Annotated in this window: 19 protein-coding genes; 8 read left to right on the forward strand and 11 right to left on the reverse strand. The window is 35.4% G+C overall.

Annotated features, from left to right (window positions below; all coding sequences use genetic code 11):
- Positions 1-4: 4 nt before the first annotated feature.
- Genes ettA through U6A24_RS21775 form a run of 4 tightly spaced genes read left to right on the forward strand, consistent with a single transcriptional unit; the run spans position 5 to position 3,502 of the window.
- Positions 5-1,696 carry an energy-dependent translational throttle protein EttA gene (gene ettA, locus U6A24_RS21760; protein WP_324182138.1) on the forward strand — a complete coding sequence of 564 codons (1,692 nt, stop codon included), beginning with the start codon at positions 5-7 and terminating at the stop codon, positions 1,694-1,696.
- Complete coding sequence (locus U6A24_RS21765) at positions 1,697-2,389, forward strand: HAD family hydrolase (RefSeq protein WP_324182139.1); 693 nt, start codon at positions 1,697-1,699, stop codon at positions 2,387-2,389.
- A 4-nt stretch (positions 2,390-2,393) separates the two neighbouring features.
- Positions 2,394-3,023: a chloramphenicol acetyltransferase gene (locus tag U6A24_RS21770; protein ID WP_324182140.1), complete on the forward strand. Its 630-nt coding sequence runs from the start codon at positions 2,394-2,396 to the stop codon at positions 3,021-3,023.
- Positions 3,020-3,502, forward strand: coding sequence for a hypothetical protein (locus U6A24_RS21775; RefSeq protein WP_324182141.1), 483 nt, complete (start codon positions 3,020-3,022; stop codon positions 3,500-3,502). Before U6A24_RS21770 ends, U6A24_RS21775 begins: the two co-directional genes overlap by 4 nt.
- A gap of 72 nt (positions 3,503-3,574) precedes the next feature.
- On the opposite strand, the gene U6A24_RS21780 is transcribed toward U6A24_RS21775, so the two are convergent.
- The 3 genes from U6A24_RS21780 to U6A24_RS21790 all read right to left on the reverse strand — a co-directional run bounded on the left by U6A24_RS21780 (position 3,575) and on the right by U6A24_RS21790 (position 5,835).
- Entirely contained in the window at positions 3,575-4,165 is a 591-nt protein-coding gene (locus U6A24_RS21780) for a pseudouridine synthase (RefSeq protein WP_324182142.1), read from the reverse strand.
- 36 nt (positions 4,166-4,201) lie between these two features.
- On the reverse strand, positions 4,202-5,002 hold the full coding sequence (locus tag U6A24_RS21785) for an MBL fold metallo-hydrolase (RefSeq protein WP_324182143.1): 801 nt from the start codon (positions 5,000-5,002) through the stop codon (positions 4,202-4,204).
- A 77-nt stretch (positions 5,003-5,079) separates the two neighbouring features.
- Positions 5,080-5,835 (reverse strand): sulfite exporter TauE/SafE family protein, encoded by a 756-nt coding sequence (locus tag U6A24_RS21790; protein ID WP_324182144.1) that lies wholly within the window; start codon positions 5,833-5,835, stop codon positions 5,080-5,082.
- Between the two features lie 110 nt (positions 5,836-5,945).
- Between U6A24_RS21790 and U6A24_RS21795 the strand changes: the two genes are divergently transcribed.
- Positions 5,946-7,721: a SulP family inorganic anion transporter gene (locus tag U6A24_RS21795; protein WP_324182145.1), complete on the forward strand. Its 1,776-nt coding sequence runs from the start codon at positions 5,946-5,948 to the stop codon at positions 7,719-7,721.
- Between the two features lie 12 nt (positions 7,722-7,733).
- Here the strand turns inward: U6A24_RS21795 and U6A24_RS21800 are convergent, their stop codons facing one another.
- Positions 7,734-8,699 carry a peptidase associated/transthyretin-like domain-containing protein gene (locus U6A24_RS21800; RefSeq protein WP_324182146.1) on the reverse strand — a complete coding sequence of 322 codons (966 nt, stop codon included), beginning with the start codon at positions 8,697-8,699 and terminating at the stop codon, positions 7,734-7,736.
- 393 nt (positions 8,700-9,092) lie between these two features.
- Here U6A24_RS21800 and U6A24_RS21805 point away from each other — a divergent pair, with 393 nt between their 5' ends.
- From U6A24_RS21805 to U6A24_RS21815, 3 genes are read left to right on the forward strand one after another with little or no spacing between them, the layout of a single operon-like run.
- Positions 9,093-9,425, forward strand: coding sequence for a helix-turn-helix transcriptional regulator (locus tag U6A24_RS21805; RefSeq protein WP_324182147.1), 333 nt, complete (start codon positions 9,093-9,095; stop codon positions 9,423-9,425).
- Positions 9,419-10,705, forward strand: coding sequence for a type II toxin-antitoxin system HipA family toxin (locus U6A24_RS21810; protein WP_324182148.1), 1,287 nt, complete (start codon positions 9,419-9,421; stop codon positions 10,703-10,705). Before U6A24_RS21805 ends, U6A24_RS21810 begins: the two co-directional genes overlap by 7 nt.
- Positions 10,706-10,723: 18 nt before the next feature.
- A complete protein-coding gene (locus U6A24_RS21815; RefSeq protein WP_324182149.1) occupies positions 10,724-11,551 on the forward strand; it encodes a DMT family transporter in 828 nt (275 codons plus the stop codon).
- A 1-nt stretch (position 11,552) separates the two neighbouring features.
- Here U6A24_RS21815 and U6A24_RS21820 read toward each other — a convergent pair whose 3' ends face one another.
- The 7 genes from U6A24_RS21820 to U6A24_RS21850 form a co-directional block, all read right to left on the reverse strand.
- Complete coding sequence (locus U6A24_RS21820) at positions 11,553-11,804, reverse strand: hypothetical protein (protein ID WP_324182150.1); 252 nt, start codon at positions 11,802-11,804, stop codon at positions 11,553-11,555.
- Positions 11,805-11,923: 119 nt separating this feature from the next.
- Entirely contained in the window at positions 11,924-12,592 is a 669-nt protein-coding gene (locus U6A24_RS21825; protein ID WP_324182151.1) for an FRG domain-containing protein, read from the reverse strand.
- 80 nt (positions 12,593-12,672) lie between these two features.
- Positions 12,673-13,827: a PQQ-dependent sugar dehydrogenase gene (locus U6A24_RS21830; protein WP_324182152.1), complete on the reverse strand. Its 1,155-nt coding sequence runs from the start codon at positions 13,825-13,827 to the stop codon at positions 12,673-12,675.
- Between the two features lie 108 nt (positions 13,828-13,935).
- The gene (locus U6A24_RS21835; protein WP_324182153.1) at positions 13,936-14,799 is read right to left on the reverse strand and encodes a DUF5694 domain-containing protein; all 864 of its coding nucleotides are present in this window, start codon (positions 14,797-14,799) and stop codon (positions 13,936-13,938) included.
- Positions 14,800-14,886: 87 nt separating this feature from the next.
- Positions 14,887-15,231 carry a GNAT family N-acetyltransferase gene (locus tag U6A24_RS21840; protein ID WP_324182154.1) on the reverse strand — a complete coding sequence of 115 codons (345 nt, stop codon included), beginning with the start codon at positions 15,229-15,231 and terminating at the stop codon, positions 14,887-14,889.
- Positions 15,232-15,310: 79 nt separating this feature from the next.
- Complete coding sequence (locus tag U6A24_RS21845; RefSeq protein ID WP_324182155.1) at positions 15,311-15,712, reverse strand: ester cyclase; 402 nt, start codon at positions 15,710-15,712, stop codon at positions 15,311-15,313.
- Between the two features lie 7 nt (positions 15,713-15,719).
- Complete coding sequence (locus U6A24_RS21850; RefSeq protein ID WP_324182156.1) at positions 15,720-16,376, reverse strand: hypothetical protein; 657 nt, start codon at positions 16,374-16,376, stop codon at positions 15,720-15,722.
- Between the last annotated feature and the right edge of the window lie 42 nt (positions 16,377-16,418).

The following is a 16,418-nucleotide window of genomic DNA, read 5'->3' on the forward strand; positions in this document are numbered from 1 at the left end:
GCTTATGTCAGACGATAAAAAGGTTATCTTCTCGATGTCCGGAGTAACAAAAACCTACAAAAGTGCAAATACTCCGGTACTTAAAAATATATATTTAAGTTTTTTTTATGGTGCCAAAATAGGAATTTTGGGACTCAATGGTTCTGGTAAATCTACATTACTTAAGATCATTGCCGGTGTAGATAAAAACTACCAGGGTGATGTAGTATTTTCTTCAGGATATACCGTAGGTTTATTGGAACAGGAACCTCAACTAGATCCGGAAAAGACGGTATTAGAAGTTGTTAAAGAAGGTGTTGCCGAAACCGTTGCTGTTTTAGATGAGTATAATAAGATCAATGATATGTTTGGGTTGCCAGAAGTGTATGAGAATCCTGATAAAATGCAGGAACTTATGGATAAGCAAGCAAATCTACAAGATCAAATCGATGCCAGCAATGCCTGGGAACTAGACACAAAGCTTGAAATTGCTATGGATGCATTGCGTACTCCGGAACCGGATAAGAAAATTGGTGTGCTTTCTGGGGGAGAAAGACGTAGAGTGGCATTATGTCGATTATTACTTCAAGAACCAGATGTATTGTTACTAGACGAGCCTACTAACCACCTTGATGCAGAGTCGGTGCATTGGTTAGAACATCATTTACAACAATATAAGGGAACTGTAATAGCGGTAACTCACGACCGTTACTTCTTGGATAATGTAGCCGGATGGATATTGGAGTTAGACAGAGGAGAGGGAATCCCATGGAAAGGAAATTATTCTTCATGGCTAGATCAAAAAGCAAAACGCTTGGCACAAGAGCAAAAACAAGCTTCTAAGCGTCAAAAGACGTTAGAACGAGAGCTGGAATGGGTGAGAATGGCTCCAAAGGGTCGTCAAGCCAAACAAAAAGCGCGATTAAGTAATTATGATAAGTTGCTAAATCAAGATCAAAAACAAGTGGATGAAAAACTTGAAATATACATCCCCAACGGACCAAGATTAGGTACCAATGTGATTGAGGCGCAAGGTGTAAGCAAAGCTTTTGGTGAAAAGCTATTATACGAAGACTTGAATTTTAATCTACCTCAAGCAGGGATTGTTGGGATTATTGGGCCAAATGGTGCCGGTAAAACCACCATTTTCAAAATGATTATGGGTGAAGAGCAGCCTGATAAAGGAAGTTTTAATGTAGGTGACACGGCAAAAATTGCTTATGTAGACCAAAGTCATAGCAATATAGATCCTGATAAAACCATATGGCAAAACTTTAGCGATGAACAAGAGTTAGTAATGATGGGCGGACGTCAAGTTAATTCCCGAGCCTATCTGAGCCGTTTTAATTTCAGCGGAAGCGAACAAAATAAGAAAGTTTCTACCCTGTCCGGTGGTGAACGTAACCGTTTGCACCTGGCAATGACACTTAAAGAAGAAGGTAATGTGTTACTTTTAGATGAGCCTACTAATGATCTAGATGTTAATACGTTAAGAGCGCTTGAGGAAGGGCTAGAAAACTTTGCCGGATGTGCTGTAGTGATCTCTCACGACCGTTGGTTCCTAGATCGTATTTGTACACATATTTTGGCTTTTGAAGGAGACTCGCAGGTATATTTCTTTGAAGGTAGCTTCTCTGATTATGAAGAAAATAAAAAGAAACGTTTGGGAGGTGATTTGATGCCTAAACGAATCAAATACAAAAAACTAGTTCGATAAATGTCGATGCAAAACATTAAAGTAATTGCTTTCGATGCCGATGATACGTTATGGGTAAACGAAACCATATTTAGAAGTGCCGAAGAAGAATTGTGTGATCTTCTTACCGATTATATGCCCAGGGAAGAAGCAGGTAAACTACTTTTTGATGTAGAAATGAAAAACTTGCCTCTTTACGGTTATGGTATTAAACCATTTACACTTTCTTTGATAGAGGCCGCTATTACTATTTCTAATGGCGATATGAAGATAGGTCTAGTAGAAAAGTTAATCGAAAAAGGAAAGCAAATGCTTGAGGAACCTATAGAGCTTATAGATGGTATTGATAGTACCCTTGAAGAGCTTTCTAAAAGGTATAGGTTAGTTATGGCTACAAAAGGAGATTTGTTGGATCAGGAGCGAAAGCTTATAAAATCTGGATTAGAAAGACATTTTCATCATATTGAAATTGTTTCTGATAAGACCGAAAAGCAATACAAAAAGTTAGTAAGACACCTGGATATTACAGAAAATGAATTTCTAATGGTAGGTAATTCTTTAAAATCAGATATTCTTCCGGTACTTAATATAGGTGCTCACGCTTTTCATATCCCGTTTCATACTACCTGGGCACACGAAATGGTGGATGGCAAAATTGAACATCCAAATTTTAGAAGCTTTACCAGAGCAAGTCAACTCTTAGAAGTATTATAAACCGATGAAAACCAAATTAGATCTCAATTCCTGGAACCGAAAAGAACATTTTGAGTTCTTTGGAGGTTTTGATGAACCTTTTTTTGGTATAAGTACTAATTTAGATTTTACAAGAGGATACCAAAAGATTAAGGATATGGGATATCCTTATTTTTTATTCTATTTACACAAGTCCTTAAAGGCTGCGAACAGTGTAGAAGCTTTTAGGTATAGAATCGAAAATAAAGAGGTGTATTTATATGATAGAATTCATGCTTCACCCACTATTGGAAGAGAAGATCATACCTTTGGATTCTCGTTTATGGAGTATAATGAAGATTTTGAAACGTTTGTTTCAAAATCACAAAAAGAAATTGACGCTGTTAAGAACAGTAAGGGATTGAGACATAGTAATGCAGCCAAACGTTTGGATACTATTCATTATTCTTCTATTCCTTGGTATAATTTTACCGGATTATCGCACGCCAGACATTTTCAATTTAAAGACAGTGTTCCAAAGATATCTTTTGGTAAGTATACAAAAACAGAAGGTAAACTCACTTTACCGGTGTCGGTACATGTTCATCATGGATTGGCTGATGGGTATCATGTTGGTCAATATCTTGAAACGTTTCAAAAACTACTCAACGAATGAGTGGAGAGGCTGGAGCAGGAGGTGTATCAAAATACTGCCATATTTACTATTCATCTGGCATGACGGTAAGTGTTGCTGCTCCACCCAATGTAGAAAACCCTGCCAATTATGTGTCTGAGTATTTTAAGGAAGCAAATATCCCTTATCAAGAAACCCTAGACAAAGTATTACCAGAGTTAGAAAGAGGTTTTGAAGCTTGGATTCCTAAATATAATCTTCCAATTGTACCGTATAATGCAAAATTTCTATACTTGGAAGGATTAATTGTTGAAGACGAAGAGAAAGGCAACAGGAATTTTCAATTGGAAAAAGAAGGAAAAAATAAGTTGGTAAATTCTAAATGCGCTATTGCAAATATTTACATTGCTTTTTCAACGAATTCATTTAAGAAAATAATACTTACGATAACAATAAATAAGCTTATGAGAAGATCTTCAATTAATGCCTTAAAGACTGAAATTCTTTGTTTTTTTGATTGATTTTTCTGTTTTTACCTCATTTGAACCGTTTAATACAACTCCTTGAAATTTGATTTTGAAGCTTTTAAGTTTTTAGGGTAGGTTATTCTCGTCAAGTTCTTTCACTTCTCCGACCTTCATTTGATTCAAACGTATATTATCAACGCGTATTCTTACTAGTCTTAGTGTAGGGAATCCAACGGCTGAAGTCATTTTACGTACTTGTCTATACTTTCCTTCTCGTAGTGTAATCGAAACCCAACTGGTTGGACCATGTCGATCATCACGTATTTTTTTTGACCGTTCAGGAAATTTAGGGATATCCGTTAATTTAAATGCTTTGCAGGGAGCAGTAATATATTTTTTACCACTAAAACCAATTTCTACACCTTCTTGCAGTTTCTTGATGGCTTCAGGAGTAATGTTGCCATTTACTTGAGCAAAGTATTCTTTTTCTATCTTACCGCTGCAAATATGATTGCTTACTTTGCCATCGGTGGTTAATAATAGCAGTCCTTCAGATTTTTCATCGAGCCTACCTATTGCCATAGTTCCTTCAGGAAAATCATAAAGCTCTCCTAGCAATCTTTTTGAGTTTTGTTTTTGTCCGTTATTTACAAATTGACTCAAAAAGCCATACGGTTTATAAATTGCAAAATGTTTATGAAGGCTATTGGTACTCATTTTTACTAAAAAAGAGCAAATATAGGTATATAAACACTATTCTGCTTTGGGATACCAATTTAGCTGAACCACTTCTATAGTTGGGTCTTTGGAAACAAGTTGTTTAAACTTTTTTATATCACTAAGGCCTTGGGGTCCGCGATAGTGATATGGATATACCTGCTTAGGTTTGAATTCTAATACGGCACTGGCCGCACTTTCAACTGTCATTGTATATGGAAGATTCATACATACAAAGGCTTTGTCGATGTATTTAAGCGCTCGCATTTCAGGAATATCTTCGGTATCGCCAGAGAAATAAATACGTTCTTTATCCAAGGTGATCACGTACCCGTTTCCTCTTCCTTTTTTATGAAATTTTAGCGCTTTTTCACGAAGATTGTACATTGGAATAGCTTCAATAGGTATTCCTTGCACTTCTTTTGTTTCTCCATTATTAATAATTACAAGACGCTCAGTATAACTTGCCGGAAGTTTTTCGGCAACAGCTTGTGGAACCACGATTTCAGCTTTTGCCATATCCAAACTATCTAATGTGTCAATATTCATATGATCACCATGTATGTCTGTAATTAGAATAATGTTAGGTGATTTCTTGTTGGTATAAGGTTTTGCACCTCCATTTGGATCAATATAGATGACTTTGTTTTTCCATTCAATGATTGCAGAGGCATGACCGATAGGATCTATAATTATATCTGCTACCTTTTTCTCGGGAGCTTTTTGGATTGTGTCTTCAACAGTTTCGTTTACTACTTCAGAATCTTCTTTTTTTTGCGATTTACATTGTATAAGGAACAAGCAAACAAATAAAAGGCAGGGGATAAAAGTTTTCATTTTAAGACGATTTTGTGTTTGTTGGATTTAGAAAGATAAGAATAATCACTTTAAAAAATAAAGGTTTTGCCATGGTTCTAGTTATCTATCCATAGTTTGATAGCCATTGCAATAACCATTATAATCAAAAAGACCTTGACAATACCATCGCCTTTCTTTACCGCCCATCTACTTGCGATCCATCCACCGGTGGCATTACCCGATGCGAGTACAAGACCATATAGATAATCAATTTGTTGATTGTAGGCGAAAACTGCTATGGCACCAATGGTATAAATAAAGACTACAAGTACTTTCACGGCATTTGACATTACCAGACTCATGTAATTGATAGAAGTTAGCGCCAATAAAATAAAGATACCTACACCTGCCTGAATAAATCCTCCATACACGCCTATAAAGAAAAATGCTATTACCGACAGCCATAAATATTTTCCAGAGGTTCTTTCAATAAGATCTTCAACTTTTACCTTGGGTTTAAAAACCATAAATAAAACTACAAAAACCATGATAATGGCGAGGATTCTGTTAAAAGTTTCTCCTTTGATATCTACTGCAATTTGCGCACCAATAAGTGAGCCTATCAAAGCGGAAACACCTAAATAAACTCCAAAAACTGAAGGTTTAACTCCCTTGCTTTTGAAACCTGCAATAGATGTAATGCTTTGGATTAATATTCCAATTCGGTTAGTCCCATTGGCCACTGCTGGTGGTAATCCCATAAAGATAAGCATGGGTAAGGTGAGTAGCGAACCACCTCCCGCCATAGTGTTAATTACACCCGCAATAAAACCAATAAGTGCTAGAAGTAGAAGAAGTAATGTTTCGCTCATTAAATTATGTTAGGAAGTGTCTCTTTGTATTCAAAAATAGAGAAAACCTGTAAATGATTTCATGAATTGTAAATTCTTTTGGCATAAATTATCAACTGTTGTAGATTTACATGATCAACCAAAATTTCAGAAAAGTCAAAACTCTGCATAAAATAATTCCCATTATTCAATTCTTTGGTACCAAAGAATACAACAAATCTATTCTTAAAAAAGATATTATTGCCGGGGTTACCGTAGGAGTAATTTTGATCCCTCAGGCGATTGCTTATGCACTTTTAATGGGGGTTCCTCCAATTTATGGATTGTACGCTTGTCTTGTACCTTTGGTTTTGTATGCTTTTTTTGGTACTTCAAGACAATTAAGTATCGGTCCGGTTGCTGTTACGGCTATTTTGGTCATGAGTGGAGTAAGTCAATTGGCCGATCCTTTTACCGATAGGTTTGTAGAACTTGTTTTATTTGCCAGCTTACTTATTGGTATGCTCCAAATTTTGATGAGCATTCTGCAGATGGGGTTTTTGGTAAATCTTATTTCGCAACCTGTAATTTCGGGCTTTATTTCGGCAGCGGCCATCATTATTATTGTTTCTCAATTTGAAGAAGGGTTTGGGATAGAAATCCCTAATTTTAAGTACACACACCAAACTATAGGGTATACCATTGGGCATATTTTTGAAACCAATTGGATAACCTTCGGAATATGTTTGCTTTCCATAGTAATGATACTTCTTTTAAAAAAGTGGAAACGGGCGTTTCCCGGCTCACTTACAGTGCTTGTCTTGGCTACGGTAGCTACATATTTTTTGAAGTTGAATGAAAAAGGTGTGGCAATTATAGAAGAAGTTCCAAAGGGTTTGCCTTCATTTATGATTCCTGAGATGAGTTATGAGAATATGGTTGCTCTTTTGCCATCGGTGCTTACCGTAACATTTATTGGGTATGTTGGTAGTATTGGGATTGCAAAATCGATGGAGATGAAAAATAGGGATCATATTATCCGCCCTAACCAGGAGTTGTTTGCTTTGGGTATGGCAAAAGTCATCGGAGCTTTTTTTCAAGCTGTACCTTCATCAGGAAGTTATAGTAGAACCGCAATCAACGATGAGGCAGGAGGGAAGACAACAGTTTCTTCTATGATAACTGCCATAATGGTCTTATTGTCGCTTTTATTTCTTACTAGCTTCTTTTACTATATACCAAAGGCAGCATTGGCGGCTATTATACTAGTTTCGGTATTTGGTTTGATTAATTATGGTGAAGCTAAATATTTATTTAAGTTAAGGCGACGAGATTTTATAGTAATGATCATTACTTTTTTTGGGACACTAATTTTCGGTGTAGAAAATGGAATATTTATTGGAGTGATTTTATCCTTCGTTTTCCTGCAATACTACAGTGCTCGTCCGCACATAGCAGAGCTGGTGAACATACCAGGGACCTCGTATTACAGAAATATCAATAGATTTCCTGATGCAATTCAATCAGAAATATACTTAATAATTCGCTTTGACAATCAGTTATACTTCGGTAATGCAGGGTATTTTAAGGACGCTATACAAGCCTATGTTTCTAGACGCGAAAAACTGCCTAAGTTTCTGATTCTGGATAACACCAATATGCATGATATTGACAGTACGGGTTTACATGTCCTGGAGGATATTCATCAATATCTGGAGGGGTTGGGGATAAAATTGTTGATCGTAGGCACCATAGGTCCCGTGCGCGATTTTCTTAAAAGGTCTGGTTTTACAGATAAGTTAGGGATATCTAACTATTATTTGACTATTTCTGATGCGGTGGACTATGTGGAAAATAAAATCGAGCATAAATCAATTCACGAAGCAGCCGTACAGTTTAATAAGAAAAGAAGATCCTTTTTGGACTAAAGTGTAAGAGATCTAATCTTCTTCGTATAAATATAATTTAAGCCCCATACCATAATTGGTATTATTGCTTTTGATCAAATTATTGTTCTCACTATACTCTCGATCAAAACGTTGCCACGTTCTATTTTTGTAGAAAATTCTTCTGGTAAAGGTTTTAAAACTACTTATTTTATCTGTAAATGGGAGTAAAGGTCTAAAAGTTGTAGAAACTTTTACAATTCCTTTTCTGGTTTCTACCTCATGATATTTTTTTGTTTGTTGTAGTTTTCCATCTTTGTCGGCATATCCTAACACCTGAACGGAAATAAAAATTCCATCTTTAGGGATGTACACTTTATATTCTGAAACGTTCAGTTCAAAATTTGGTTTATCTTTATTGGTGATCTTAAAGATTATATCTTCATAAGGTAAGCGTTTTCCTGGGAAACCATTATTATTACCATAAAACTGCATTTTGAATAACGTAGAAAACGGTTGGTCTTTTGAAGCATTTCTATTCGAAGATTCTACTTTAACCGGTAGGTATACTGAAGCAATTTTTGTTGGTTTTTCGGAGTTTTTAGGAAAGTAAACCGCAATTTCAGATTCTACAGTGGGTAACCAGGACCGGAAATAGTCATTGTGTACTTCAGAGGGTAATTTTTTCGTTTTGTATCTTCTTTTCTTTTCGGCAGTAATAATAACTTCTTTCAGCTCAGAGACGTTTTGAACAAGTAATATCTGTGAAGGTAATGAATTTGTGGCAAGCACTATTTCTTTATGTCCTAAAGCAGAGATGTACAGTGAATCTATATCAGGATACCACTTTTTGGAAAATCTAAAGTTACCATCAGCATCGGCAAAAGTTCCGTTTCCGTTACCAAATGATATTGTTGCATAAGAAATAGGGGATTTCTGTACAGAATCAAGTACAGTATATGTCTGTGAACAGACTATTTGTGCTAAAAAAAGCAGTAGTAGGGAAAACAGCTTTTTCATGTGATTTATTGGGGGTTAAAAAAACTAAAGTAATAAAATATATTTAGACAAATACTATAATCATGCCAATCCATGATTATCAATACGCAAAGTTTTTCTTTAATAAATAGAATGTCATGTTTATTTAAAATTAAATTCAATATATAAATATTTAATTAATAAAGTTTTAGCGTATTTTATTTAAAGTTTTTATTTATATTTTTTTGTTAGCTCATATCTTTAACAAAAGCTGGTTTAAAGTATATATCATTATTTATAATAAATTTAATTCGTTTTTAACGTATATATAGATATACTTTGATTATATTTGATGTATAATAGTATATTTTATTATTCTTTAATATCATTTTTAAATCTTATAGTATATTTTTATATACCTTAAATATAATAATAATGAATTTTAATAACCTTACTGATGAGCAGGTGTTGTTAGAACTTACCCAAAGGATGAGGCAACGACGACTTAATCTCAATATAACGCAGGAAGAGCTTTCCAAAAGAGCAGGGGTTCATGTCCAAACTATTAAAAATTTTGAATCAGGGAAAACGACAACATTGCTCACTTTTATACAAATATTACGAGCGTTTGGCGATTTGGAAACGTTGGATGCTATTTTTCCAACACCCGGAATAAGTCCCATAGAGCTTCTAAAATTAAAAGGAAAAGAACGAGAACGCGCATCTTCTCAAAGTAAAAAAGATAAAAACGATGGTCCAATATGGTAGATGTTATAAAAATTACACTTTGGGGTGATGAATTAGGAGCGTTAAGCTGGGATAAAGAAAGAAACTTTGCTTCTTTCGAGTTTTTCCCTTCTTTTCTTAATAAAAACCTGGATGTTTCGCCTATTCACATGCCGATCAGGTCATCCAGAAACAAAATATATAGCTTTCCTAACCTTAATCAAGATACATACAAGGGTTTACCAGGAATGTTGTCTGATGTGTTACCAGATGATTTTGGGAATCGCTTAATAGACCAATGGTTAGTTCTTAATAATATTCCAAAAACACAGTTTACTCCATTAGATAGACTGTGTTATATTGGAACCCGGGGAATGGGAGCTTTAGAGTTTCAACCGGCAAGAAATATTGCCCAGAAACAGGCTACGGCACTCGAAGTAGATAAGCTAGCCCTGCTGGCCGAGAAAATTCTAAATACACGGGAGAGTTTACAACTCAACCTTTCAGAAACCGAGCACCTTAATGAGTTAATTAAAGTTGGAACCTCAGCCGGAGGTCAGAGAGCAAAAGCAATTATAGCCTACAATCCTAAAACTCATGAGATACGATCGGGGCAAGCCAAGGCACCAAAAGGTTTTGATCATTACATTTTTAAGTTTGATGGTGTAAATGATGCAGCACTTGGTGACCCTATGGGATATGGCAGGATTGAATATGCATATTATCTTATGGCCGTAGATTGCGGTATCGAAATGGAAAAATGTATTCTTTTTGAAGAACAGGACCGTGCACATTTTATGACCAAACGTTTTGATCGTATAGATGATGATCAAAAAATTCATATGCAAACCTTATGTTCGTTGGCACATTTTGATTACAAGTCTCCGGGAGCATATTCTTATGAAAATGCTTTTGAAATTATGCGTCAGTTACGATTACCGCATACAGATGCAATTCAATTATACAAAAGAATGTTGTTTAATGTTATTGCCAGGAATCAAGATGATCACACTAAAAACATATCATTTTTGATGGATAAACGTGGTGTTTGGAAACTTTCTCCTGCGTATGATGTCACATATTCATATAACCCGCAAGGTATTTGGACCAGTATGCATCAAATGTCTGTAAATGGTAAACGTGATGAGTTCGGAATTAGAGACATGATTAATGTAGGAGAAAAAATAAGTTATAAAAATCATAAAGAAAGTATACAACAAATCACTGAAGTAGTATCTAATTGGAAAGATTATGCTAATACAGCTGGAATTCCAGAAAAACAAGCCAACAAACTAGCCAAAGCCTTTAGACTCGACCTTTGATCTTTCCAAAGTAAATAAATGAAAAAAGCTATTTATTTCATGCTTCTCAGTGCTGTATCATTTACAGCAATGAATTTGATTGTAAAACATTTGTCGCACTTTGGTAGTGGCCAACTTGTTTTATTTAGAGCTTTCGGGTCCTTGTTTTTTACTATGACTTATCTCTTGTGGCATAAAATTCCAATATTAGGTAATCAAAAGGCGCTATTGGTTTATAGGGGTTTGGTTGGAGTGACTTCTATGGGATTGTTTTTTATGTCTGTTAATTATCTGCCAATCGGTTCTGCGGTTTCTCTTCGATATATTTCCCCAATTTTTGCTACAGTCCTGGCAGTTTTCTTTCTAAGGGAAAAAGTAAAGCCAGTACAATGGATATTTTTTTTAATGGCCTTTGCCGGAGTTTTAATGATTAAAGGTTTTGATCCAAATATTGATTCTTTTGGATTAGTATTGGTTTTGGCTTCAGCGCTTTTTAGCGGAATGGTGTATGTGATCATCAATAAAATTGGGCATGGTGATCACCCTGTGGTTATTGTGAATTACTTTATGTGGATTTCTGTTATTGTAGGAGGGATACTGGCCCTGTTTAAATGGAACACTCCTGTGGGAATAGAATGGTTAATGCTACTTAGTCTTGGGGTATTTGGTTATTTTGGTCAACTTTTTATGACCAAAGCGTTTCAGTCTCAAGCAACCAATAAAATTGTATCTCTAAAATATATAGAGGTAGTTTTTACCATGGTGGCAGGCGTACTTTTGTTTTCGGATAGTTACCCCTGGTTAAGCCTGGTAGGAACTTTACTAGTTATAACAGGATTAATATTAAACATCTGGTACCGTAGATAATCTAAGAGAAATCTTCACGCAAATAAAACATCATTTTTGCCTTATCAGAAAAGCTTTTAATGGCTATGATTTCATCTGTTAATTTATTGTATATCACCTCTGCAAACAACAGGTCTATATAAAAAATACTGTAGTAAAAATCTCGGTTTCGATCGTTAATAGTGAAGAGATGTATTCCTCGGTTCCAAATGTCTTTGTATTTCTGATCTAAATGTTGAGCATTGAACTGTTGCTCTAAAGTAATTCTGTGCATAAGCGGTCAATTTTATTATGGGGTTGTCTAAACTACGGAAAAACCGTAATTAATCCAAAAAAAAATGATCTTATACCAAAAAAAACGGCATTTTAAAACTTGAAATAAAGCGTTGAGAATCAAAACATTTTGGTTTCTAGCCATTTTAAATCTCGTGCCACTCCCTCGAGCCCTGGGTAGATTAACCTTTGGTTTACCCCATACTTAAACAATGTCTTTTTTATAACAGGCTTTAACTCCTTGGGGATTACAACTTTCTTCAATTTATCATGCTCCCAAGGGATATCGGGTGCATTATGAACGGTAAATACTCCGGATTGATTTTGGATTCGCGCAGAAATATATGGAGGTCTGTATTTATATACTCTATCCAACTTATATGGATTAGTCTTATATGGATCTTGAATGGTCGAACAACCCGAGAGTATATACACTGCGCTATCATTATCTGGATTGGATTCTACTGCAAAATAAGTTGAAACCAGTGGATTGTAGCTCCAATCTAATAATCTGGTCGGCAAACCATAATGTTGTGCTACGGCCAACCATTCTAACTCGTTGTCTGGTTTATGTTCAAGATATGGGATCGATGATTCTTTGAATAACTTGGTGAGTCTTATTTCCAGACGTTCAATAGGTTTTCCCATAGCAGACTCACATCTCCCCAAAGAAGTGATAAGCTGATACTTGGAATTTGATACTCCTCTATAGACAAAGTTTTGTCCAGCTTTTTGACTTTCAAAAGCTTCTAATAACTCGTCGAACTTTTTTATCTCTTTTATTTCCATAATTTGCTAGTCTAAAGATAGACTTTTTAGCTATTATGGACGTATAGAAATAAAATAAACTTTGTTCTTAATGATTCAGTTTATTGGCTTTCGATTCTATTAATTTCAATAATACGATGTGTATTACTTGTATCACCATAAGAGTTTCCATTGGTGGCAATAAACACCCGTCCGGTAGGGGAAACAGCTATATCCCGTAATCTGCCAAAAGCTCCATTAAAGAAGATTTCTTCGTTTGTAATAGCCGTCCCATCGTTATTGAGTGTTAAGGCGACGATTTGTTGATTTTTCAGGACAGTCATGATTAATTTGTTTGTCCATTGCGGAATTCTAGTTTGAGTATAAAAAACAAGATCTGATGGTGCAATAGTTGGGGTCCAATTGTAAATTGATTCTACAGTTTGGGTAGTATTTGCAAAAGCTTCTTCATTAGGAGTGTCTATTACTCCCTGTATATTGGGCCAACCATAGTTTTTGCCAATTTCGATGCGGTTTATTTCATCGTCATTACTGGGGCCATGCTCAGAGCTATATATCATGCCATTTGGGTGTAACGTTAACCCTTGCGGATTTCTATGTCCGTAGCTATAAATATAACTTCCTGTGATAGGATTGTCATTCGGGATACTGCCATCCAGATTGAATCGTAAAATTTTACCAGCAAGAGAATTCATATTTTGTGACAAACTCGTATCACCTGCATCACCAGTGGTCATTACTAATTTTTGATCTGCTGTAATAATAAGCCGAGAACCATTATGGGTCGAATTGGCCGGAATTCCATCAAGTAGTGTAGTTTCGTTCGTCAAAGTATTATTATCATTATATGTAAAACGAACTAATTTTTCTAGTAAGCCACCTGTTCCTTCATAGGTGTAAACCGCATAAACAAAAGGGTTTGTGTCAAAGTCAGGATGATGAACCATACCTAGCAATCCACTTTCTTGCACTTGTGCAACTTCATTAATAACAAGTATTTCATCTTGTGCTCCGGTATCCGGATTAATCCTGCTTATTTTTCCACTACGTTCGGTGACCCACAAAAAATCATCGGGTCCCCAGGTTAATTCCCATGGGATACTCAAAGTATTGATTAAGGTAGTTGTAGCTTCGGTGGGTTCTCCTCCGGGATCTGGATTAGGGTTAGGATCGGTAGTGTTGTCGCTGCTATCACAACTATAAAATAGTACAATAGATAAAAGGGCAATGCTTATTAACCTAGCTATTCTTTTCATATGAATTCTCTTTAGTAGAGAGAGGGACCATGTATAGATAACCCGTTCTTTTGATATTTATTTTGTGCTGCATTGAAATTGTGATACAAAGTACCCTGGTAACATAGTTTATAAACTATCGAATTCGATCCATTCGTATTGTGGAGAAGACTCAAAAAGTTGACGTAATACAGCTGCATGACCATTACCCATAATCACCAAAATGCGATCATTGAAGTCTTCGGTAATGTTTATGATATTAGAAAATATACGAAGGTTGCGATTGTACCACCAAATAGATAGTCTGTCGGCACCTTGTCCATTTCCTGTAGAAAAAGATCCTGTTAAGTACATTCCATACCCATATTGATGGTATTCTTTACTATTCATATACTTAAAATAGTCAAGCAGTGGAATTTCTTTAATAAGCTTATCATTATAATCAAACCATTTTTTTGCCATGTCCCAATATGGATCGGGAGCGTCCCAAACCACATCTTCCAGTAAAGAATCTAAAAGAATAGAATCCTTTTTGGCCAAATCATTCTGTAAAGAACTAGCATCAACACTATAAATGGTATCTAGTTGAAAAGCCCTGGCAAGGCGCATACCCAATTGATATCGCTCGTCTCTCTTATCCTCATGAAGTCCAGTCCTGTATTCTCTAAATTTTTTACCGGCGTTCCAAGATGATCGGGCTTCTATAACTACTTTATTAGGGTTAAAACGCTTTATGTAATTAACCAAATCGGTAACTTCAGATTTCTTGGGTTCTTTTAAAACATCAATCTTATCATCTTCAGAAGTTTTATGTTCATCAAGACCAGGGTAATCAAAATGAAAGGAGCCCACCATTAATACTTGAGCACGTTTGGTTGGGAAAAAATATGAAGGTTCTTTAAGAGCTAAAGCCTCAAGCTTTTCTTGAGTTTCGGTTTGTGTATTACACCCTATTATTATCAGAGCGAGAAGAAGTGCGTATAAATTTTTCATCTATATTGGATTTGCTACTATATAGATGATTGAATTTGAGGAGTGTTACAGTAGGAGGTAAGTCTAAATATAAAAGGAGTTTAGCATTTAATCCAAACTCATTGTAAATGCTTTGCATTTATGAAATCCATGTGTATTATAAAAATGCTTTAATTCTGGTTTTGTATTTAAAAATACTTGTTCTATATCACTAACCTGCTTAAGTAACTCTTGTACTATTTGATGACCAATCCCTTTTTTGCGATAGTGATGATCCACTACAATATCGTCCAACATCGCCCGGTAAATTCCGTCGGATAAAGCACGTCCATAACCAATAAGTAATGTATCATCGCGAACCAATACATAGTTTTTGGTATTCTCAAGTAGAAACTCGATACCTTCAATAGTTCTGTTCTTTGCCCAATTTGTCTGTTTAAAGAGTCTTTGCAATTCGGAAGGCTAAGGGGGTATGTTTGTAATAATTTTATATTTCATGGTGCGTGTCTTGTTGATTGGGCTTGGATATGAATTACTTCCCAAATAGATCATCCAATAACTTTTTTAGATCCCAATAATCTCGTTGGGAAAGAAATGAATCTGTGTTAAAACGAATGACACTTACGGCAGGGATTTCGATGTATCTTCCTGTAGCGGGCTTCCCCATGATATCTCCCGTATTTGTTCCTTTTTGAATCCATTCTATCATTGCTATGCGATCTGCTGTAGTTATGTCTTTTACAACAAACTCCAGATCCGGAAAAGCGTCATAAATTCCCTGGGCATATCCCAAAATAGTTTTTCCTTTAATTTCACCGTTTAGCAAAGGATCAAAAAAGGTAGTATGCTCTCCGTACAATGTGTAGAGCCGGTCAAGGTCCTTGGCGTTCCAAACATCAATTATGTGCTGCGCACTTTGTGTTATATTTTCCATTGGAATATTAATTTTGCCTCATGTACCCCCGAAAAGAGGATTCGTTTTGAGCTATTTGAATACCTAAAAGATCATACGTTTCGTAGACCTTCTTCTTGCGCTTTACATCATAAAAAATAAAATAGAACTGATCATCATAAAAGTTTACCATTCCCATTTCTATACCATATGAAGATAACAAATTGTTTAATTCTGTAAACATTTGACTGCTTATCGTACTTTCTTTTGGGAATTTGACTAGAAGTTCTTTTTCTATTTTTGGAAAGACATCCTTTATGCAATACTCTATATTATAAATAAAATCCTCGACAGAAAAGTTATGATCCACAGCGGGTAAAAAGCAATCGGTAGGGGCGACTCTACCCAATTCGATAACATCATGATAAAACCTGATTCTGCGATCTTCTTCGCTAAGTGTTATTTGTTTATTTACATAACCACCTTCCTCATAGGACCTAATAACCTCTTCTTTTGGTGGTAGCGTAAGTGTTTTAATAGCATCAATTAAACGTTGTTTGTCGATATTATTATAGGTAAGGTCTACTAGCTTAATAAAGGCTTCTTGAGTTTCAAGATCTTCTTTTGAAAATTTACCATGGTTTTGATTACAAGCGAAAGCCATTAAAAAAGAAAATAAACCATATAACATATAATACCTTTTCATATTTATTAGGTTTTAGGTACTAAAATAGTCAATCATTCTATA

The sequence above is a fragment of the Aquimarina gracilis genome (assembly GCF_035285365.1).
Lineage (GTDB): Bacteria > Bacteroidota > Bacteroidia > Flavobacteriales > Flavobacteriaceae > Aquimarina > Aquimarina gracilis.